This window comes from Pseudomonas sp. FH4 (assembly GCF_000510915.2).
Lineage (GTDB): Bacteria > Pseudomonadota > Gammaproteobacteria > Pseudomonadales > Pseudomonadaceae > Aquipseudomonas > Aquipseudomonas brenneri.
On record NZ_AOHN01000032.1, the window covers coordinates 1 to 5483 of the forward strand.

At 62.6% G+C, this 5483-nt stretch carries 10 protein-coding genes; all 10 read left to right on the plus strand.

Annotated elements, in window-relative coordinates:
• Positions 1 to 507 (plus strand): hypothetical protein (locus tag H097_RS23140; protein WP_032862697.1); only part of this gene is annotated, 507 nt, incomplete at its 5' end.
• 11 nt (positions 508 to 518) lie between these two features.
• Complete coding sequence (locus tag H097_RS23145) at positions 519 to 1634, plus strand: DUF2586 domain-containing protein (protein WP_032862698.1); 1116 nt, start codon at positions 519 to 521, stop codon at positions 1632 to 1634.
• A 6-nt stretch (positions 1635 to 1640) separates the two neighbouring features.
• Positions 1641 to 2090: a phage protein gene (locus H097_RS23150; protein ID WP_032862699.1), complete on the plus strand. Its 450-nt coding sequence runs from the start codon at positions 1641 to 1643 to the stop codon at positions 2088 to 2090.
• Positions 2090 to 2302 (plus strand): TraR/DksA C4-type zinc finger protein, encoded by a 213-nt coding sequence (locus H097_RS23155; protein WP_032862700.1) that lies wholly within the window; start codon positions 2090 to 2092, stop codon positions 2300 to 2302. The genes H097_RS23150 and H097_RS23155 overlap by 1 nt, the downstream gene beginning before the upstream one ends.
• Complete coding sequence (locus H097_RS23160) at positions 2299 to 2505, plus strand: hypothetical protein (protein WP_032862702.1); 207 nt, start codon at positions 2299 to 2301, stop codon at positions 2503 to 2505. Before H097_RS23155 ends, H097_RS23160 begins: the two co-directional genes overlap by 4 nt.
• Positions 2502 to 3035: a lysozyme gene (locus tag H097_RS23165; RefSeq protein ID WP_032862703.1), complete on the plus strand. Its 534-nt coding sequence runs from the start codon at positions 2502 to 2504 to the stop codon at positions 3033 to 3035. The genes H097_RS23160 and H097_RS23165 overlap by 4 nt, the downstream gene beginning before the upstream one ends.
• On the plus strand, positions 3035 to 3493 hold the full coding sequence (locus H097_RS23170) for a lysis system i-spanin subunit Rz (protein ID WP_050593432.1): 459 nt from the start codon (positions 3035 to 3037) through the stop codon (positions 3491 to 3493). Before H097_RS23165 ends, H097_RS23170 begins: the two co-directional genes overlap by 1 nt.
• Positions 3494 to 3527: 34 nt before the next feature.
• Complete coding sequence (locus H097_RS23175; protein WP_032862707.1) at positions 3528 to 3815, plus strand: putative phage tail assembly chaperone; 288 nt, start codon at positions 3528 to 3530, stop codon at positions 3813 to 3815.
• A gap of 20 nt (positions 3816 to 3835) precedes the next feature.
• Positions 3836 to 3979 carry a hypothetical protein gene (locus H097_RS28450; RefSeq protein WP_032862709.1) on the plus strand — a complete coding sequence of 48 codons (144 nt, stop codon included), beginning with the start codon at positions 3836 to 3838 and terminating at the stop codon, positions 3977 to 3979.
• A gap of 7 nt (positions 3980 to 3986) precedes the next feature.
• Positions 3987 to 5483: phage tail tape measure protein (locus H097_RS23180; RefSeq protein ID WP_032862712.1), on the plus strand; the 1497-nt coding region annotated here is incomplete at its 3' end.

Below are 5483 nucleotides of genomic sequence, written 5' to 3' on the forward strand. Positions count from 1 at the left end.
CCTTTCGAGGCCCGCAAGGGATCGAGCAAGGGCAAAAAGAAGATGGAAGCCGGCCTGGCCAAGCTGCTGCAGGTCACCCGTGTGAGTGCTGACGAGGCTGAACTGGGCTGGCGTAACGCTCTGACCCGGTGGGTCGCCGCCCAGCAACACAACGGCGTGTCAGAGCGGCGCACGGCCGCGCAGATGCGCCGCTGGAACAAGGTTCCCCCCGGCACCGCCTGCACCGACAAGCAGGCAAAGCGCCTGCGCCGCCTGGGCTTTCGTACCCGGCAGAAGGGCAAAAAGAGCCTGACCCGGCCGTCAGTGGCGTGGATTCAAGAACATGTGAATTACGCCAAGGCCGGCCTGTTGATCCGCATTTTGAACGACGAACGAACCGAATCTACCGGCGCGCAGAGCTGGGATATCACCTTGCCCAAGCGCCAGTTCCTCGGCGCGAGCAGCGAACGTGACACCAGCTTGCTGGTTAACCAGGTGCTGCAGCAAATCCTAAATTCACCCCGCTAACGAGGCACAGCATGGCACTTGGCAAAGTCAGCGTTAACAATCTCAATCTGGGCCAAGGCGCCGTGACTGAGATCGAGCGCTATTTTCTGTTCATCGGGGCCGGCCCGAAAAACACCGGCAAATTGCTCGCCCTCAACACCGACAGCGATCTGGACAACGAGCTGGGCATTCCGGCAAGCGATCTGAAAACCCAGATCACTGCAGCACGCTTGAACGGCGGCGACCGTTGGGCGTGCCTGGCGGCGCCGATCGCCCCTGAAGGCGACTGGAAAGTGGCCCTGGATATCGCGCAGCAACAGGGTTTTTCCGTTGAAGCTGTGGTGATCACTAAGCCTGTGGCGAAGGGCGACGAACTGTCAGCCATGCACGATGCGGCCATTGGCGTGAGCAATGTCTACGGGCGGCGCGTCTTCTTCATGGCCGCGACTGCCGGCATCGCGGAAAAACTCACCTGGGCGCAGTACCTGGTCGAGCAAAAGGCAATCACCGCCGGCCTGGCCGCGCCGCGTGTGCTGGTGGTTCCGCAGCTCCACGGTAACGACCTGGGCGTGCTGGCTGGTCGCCTGGCTAATGCCGCCGTCAGTATCGCTGACAGCCCCATGCGCGTGGCCACTGGCGCGGTGCTGGGCCTGGGCGCCGTGCCGATCGACAGCGAGGGTAAACCGCTGCCGTCTGCCATCCGTGCCGAGCTGGACAAAGCCCGCTTTTCCGTCTCACAGACCTATCCCGACTACCCGGGCGTGTACTGGGGCGACGGCAACATGTTGGACACCCCGGCCAGCGACTACCAGGTAATCGAATATTTGCGCCTGGCCGACAAGGCGGCGCGCCTGGTGCGTCCGCTGTTGATCCGCCGCGTGGCCGATCGGCGCCTGAACAACACAGCCAACAGCATGGCGGTCAACGTCAATGCGCTGATGGCTCCCCTGCGCCAGATGGCCAAGTCGGTCAAATTCGCCGGCCAGGTGCTCCCGGGCGAGATCGAATCGCCGAAAGACGGCGACATCGTGCTGGTTTGGAAGAGCAAAACCGCCGTCGAGGCGTTTATCAAGCTCAAGCCCCACAACTGCCCGAAAGACCTCACGGCGAACATCGCCCTGGACCTTTCCACCGACGATTCGGAGTAACCCCCTATGTCACGTATTGGCGGCAAGAACTTTGACGTGAACCTGGGCGACCTCCAGGTTCACGTCGAAAGCTGCACCCTGGATATCACCGACAACAGCAAGACCGCGCAGACCCGTGGCGTGCCTGACGGCTACGTCGATGGCGATGTGTCGGCCGCTGGCGAGCTTGAATTGGACTCGATCAACTTCGGCTTGCTGATCGACGCGGCCCGTACTGCCGGCAGTTTTCGCAAGCTGGGCGCGTTCGACTCGGTGTTTTTTGCCAAGGCTGGCGACGACGAACTGCGCATCGAGGCGTTCGGCTGCAAGTTGAAGGTTTCCAGCCTGTTGAGCATTGATCCGAAGGGCGGCGAGAAGACCAAGCACAAGGTGCCGTTTGAGGTCACCAGCCCGGACTTTATTCGCATCAATGGCGTGCCGTACCTGGATGCCACCGAGATCGAGGGCTTGAGCTGATGGGTGATTGGCTCGACCACGCCAAGGCGATCGAGGAGCTGGAGCGCGAGCGGTGCATTCAGGCCCAGCTCGCCCGCCCGCGCCCCTCGGGGCCGAGCCGTAGCCACTGCCTGGACTGTGACGACGAGATTCCTGCTTCGCGCCAGGCGCTCGGAGGCAAGACCCGTTGCGTCCCGTGCCAGTCTTTTTTCGAAAAAGGAGTTCATCGATGAGTACAAATCAGGCCGCACAGGACACTGCCATCGCCTTGGTCAAGGTCTCGCCTGCGATCGGCGTTGCAGCCACTGGCGTGACCGGGGCCGTCGACTGGTCGGCTGTGGCCTACATGCTGACTGCCCTGTACATGGTGTTGCAGATCCTGCTGCTGGTTCCGAAGTACCGCCAGATGTTGCGCGACTGGAAGGTGAAGCCATGAGTCTGCGCGGCAAGATCGCCGTCGGCGCCATTGTTCTGTGCAGCTCCACGCTGGGGGTGTTCCTGGGCACATGGGAAGGCAACGGCCAGAACACCGTGTATGCGGACAAGCTGGCCCGTGGCCTGCCGACCGTGTGTAAGGGGATCACTCGTCACACCAGCCCTTACCCGGTGGTGGTCGGTGACTACTGGTCAGACGCCCGATGCGATGAGGTGGAGCAACTGGTGATCAGCAAAGGCCAACTGCAGTTGGCCGACTGCATCACCAACCAGGACGTGGGCCAGGACACTTTCGACGCCCTGAGCAGCCATGGCCACAACTTCGGCACACCCAGCACCTGCGCCAGTCGCGCCGTGGGCCTGATCAACGCCGGCCGCATCGGGGACGGCTGTGAGGCCCTAGCCTGGGCGCCTGACGGCAAAACACCGGTCTGGGCCTTCATCACCACCGCCCAGGGCAAAAAGGTATTTATCCCGGGCCTGCACGCGCGCCGATTGGCCGAGGTCGAGCTTTGCAAGGCGGGTTTGTGATGCTGCGCGAAGCCCTTTTCCCGTTAGCGCTGTGCCTGGTGGCCTGGTTCGGTTTTGGCCTGCTGGAAGGCCAGCGCGACGACGCCCGCCGCGAGCGTGACAGCGCCTTGTCCGAAGTGGCCGGGCTGCGCGAAGCCGCACGGATCAGCGGCGAGATGCTGGCCGACCGTGACGCCATCGACCTTCAACGAACCCAGGAACTGAACCATGAACGCGCTGAAAACGATGCTTTGCGCCTTGATGTTGCCGCTGGCCGTAAGCGGTTGCGCGTCAACGCCACCTGCCATACCTCAGTGCCCGCCAGTGCCAGCACCGGCGGCGTGGCTGATGCAGCCACCGCCCAACTCGCAGCAGACGCTCGACCGGATTATTTCACCCTCAGAAATCAGCTTGCCCTCAGTCGGCAAATGATCCTGGGGCTGCAAGACCACGCCCTGCGGGTTTGCCCACGCAAATAGCAATCCACTTTTACCCCTGAACGGAGCAACACCCATGAACGATAAACGCGAGATCACCCTGGAAGTAGGCGACAAGGAATTCACCTTTGAACTGACTCCCCAGGACGTGACCAAGTACTTCAACGCGGTGACCCAAAACAACAAGGTCTCGCCGGCGAACAACCTGTTGGTGACCACCGTCAAGCAGGAACAGCGCGCCACCCTCAAGGCCCAGTTGGGCAACCCGGTGTTGGTCATGCAACTGGCCGGTGCGCTCCTGGAGGAGTACGGCCCAGACGTTGAAATCACCGTAAAAAAGCTCTCGACCACGCCGAACGACTGACCGAAAACGGCCTGGGCCAATTGGTAGCCCTGGCCAGCCGCTGGCTACCTGGTGCCGAGCCCACCGCCGAGGTGATGGGCACGGCCAAATGGCTGGAAGACGAACACTGGCGCCGGATGGAAATCGCCATCGCTAACGGCATCGCCTACGCACTGAACGGATAACCCCTAGATGGCTGACCAAAGCGCCCGCCTGGCCTTCATTTTGAGCCTGACCGATAAGGTCACCGCGCCCCTGGGCAAGGTGAAAATGGGCTTTTCCGACCTGGCTGAACAGAGCGAAAAGAACATCAAGACCATGGGCCTTGGCCTGGCGGGTCTGATGGGTGCCGGCGTGGCCATCAACGAGTCATTGCAGCCAGCCCTGGAGATGAACCGCGCCCTGGGCGAGGTTCGCTCATTGGGCGTGGCCGAGGATGCGTTGAACGCGCTGAACCGCAAGTCGCTGGAGTTTTCGGTGGCCTACGGCGAGAACGCCAGGGACTTTGTGGCCTCGGCGTACAGCATCGACGGCGCGATGAAGGGGTTAACGGGCAGCCAACTGGCGATGGTGACCAATGCCAGCAACGTGCTGGCCAAGGCCACCAAATCCGACGCGGACACCATGGGGCAGTACGTCGGCACCATGTACAGCCTGTTCAAAGGCCAGGCCGATGCCATGGGCAAAAGCGAATGGGTTGAAACCCTGGCGGGTCAGACGGCGACGGCGGTGAAACTGTTCCGTACCAGCGGCGCGCAGATTGGCGAGGCGTTCAAGGCCGCCGGCGGGCTGGCCAGCACTGCCGGCGTGAGCCTGGCGGAACAGATGGCCGTTCTGGGCACCCTGGGCAGCAGCATGGAAGGCGGCGAGGCGGGCGGCCTGTACAAGGCGTTTTTCGAGAACGTCAGCGGCGCCTCGGAAAAGCTCGGTATGTCCTTTGTGGACCAGCAGGGCAAGTTGTTGCCGATGATGGACATCCTGGACAAGCTCAAGGGCAAGTTCGGGGATCTGTCGATCGAGGCCAACGGCAAGAAGCTGCGCGATGCCTTCGGCGGCGAAGCGGCGCGCCTGATCACCAGCCTGATGGGCGACACCGGCCGGCTGAAAAACGGCATGGAACAGCTGGGCAACGTGCGTGGCCTGGAGAATGCCGAGCGCATGGCCAAGGACATGGTAGACCCGTGGCAGCAGTTCGCCGCTGCCGTGCAGGCGTTGCGCATTGCCTTCGGCCAATCGCTGATGCCGATCCTGGAGCCGCTTATGGCCAGGCTGACGGGCGTGGCCACCACCCTGACACGCTGGTCGCAACTGTTCCCCAACATCACCCGGGTGATCAGCATCGCCGTGCTGGTGGTGTTCGGCATCATCGCCGCGTTGTCGTTACTCACCCTGACCGTCGGAATTTCGAAGATGGTCTGGCTTGGCCTGGTCACGGTCTGGAAAGTCCTCACCATGGTGGGCCTGCGCAGCATCGCCATGTTCCTTTACCACACCGTGATGGCGGTCGCGTTTGTCGCCGGCCTGGTGCTGATGGTGGCGTGGATGGGCCTGGTCGAGGGCGCCATGCTGCTGTGGCAAGGGGCGATCTGGCTGGTCAACACCGCGTTGCTTGCCAACCCGGTGGCGTGGATCGTGATCGGCATCGTTGCCCTGGTCGCGGCCGTGGCGGCGGCGATCATCTACTGGGAC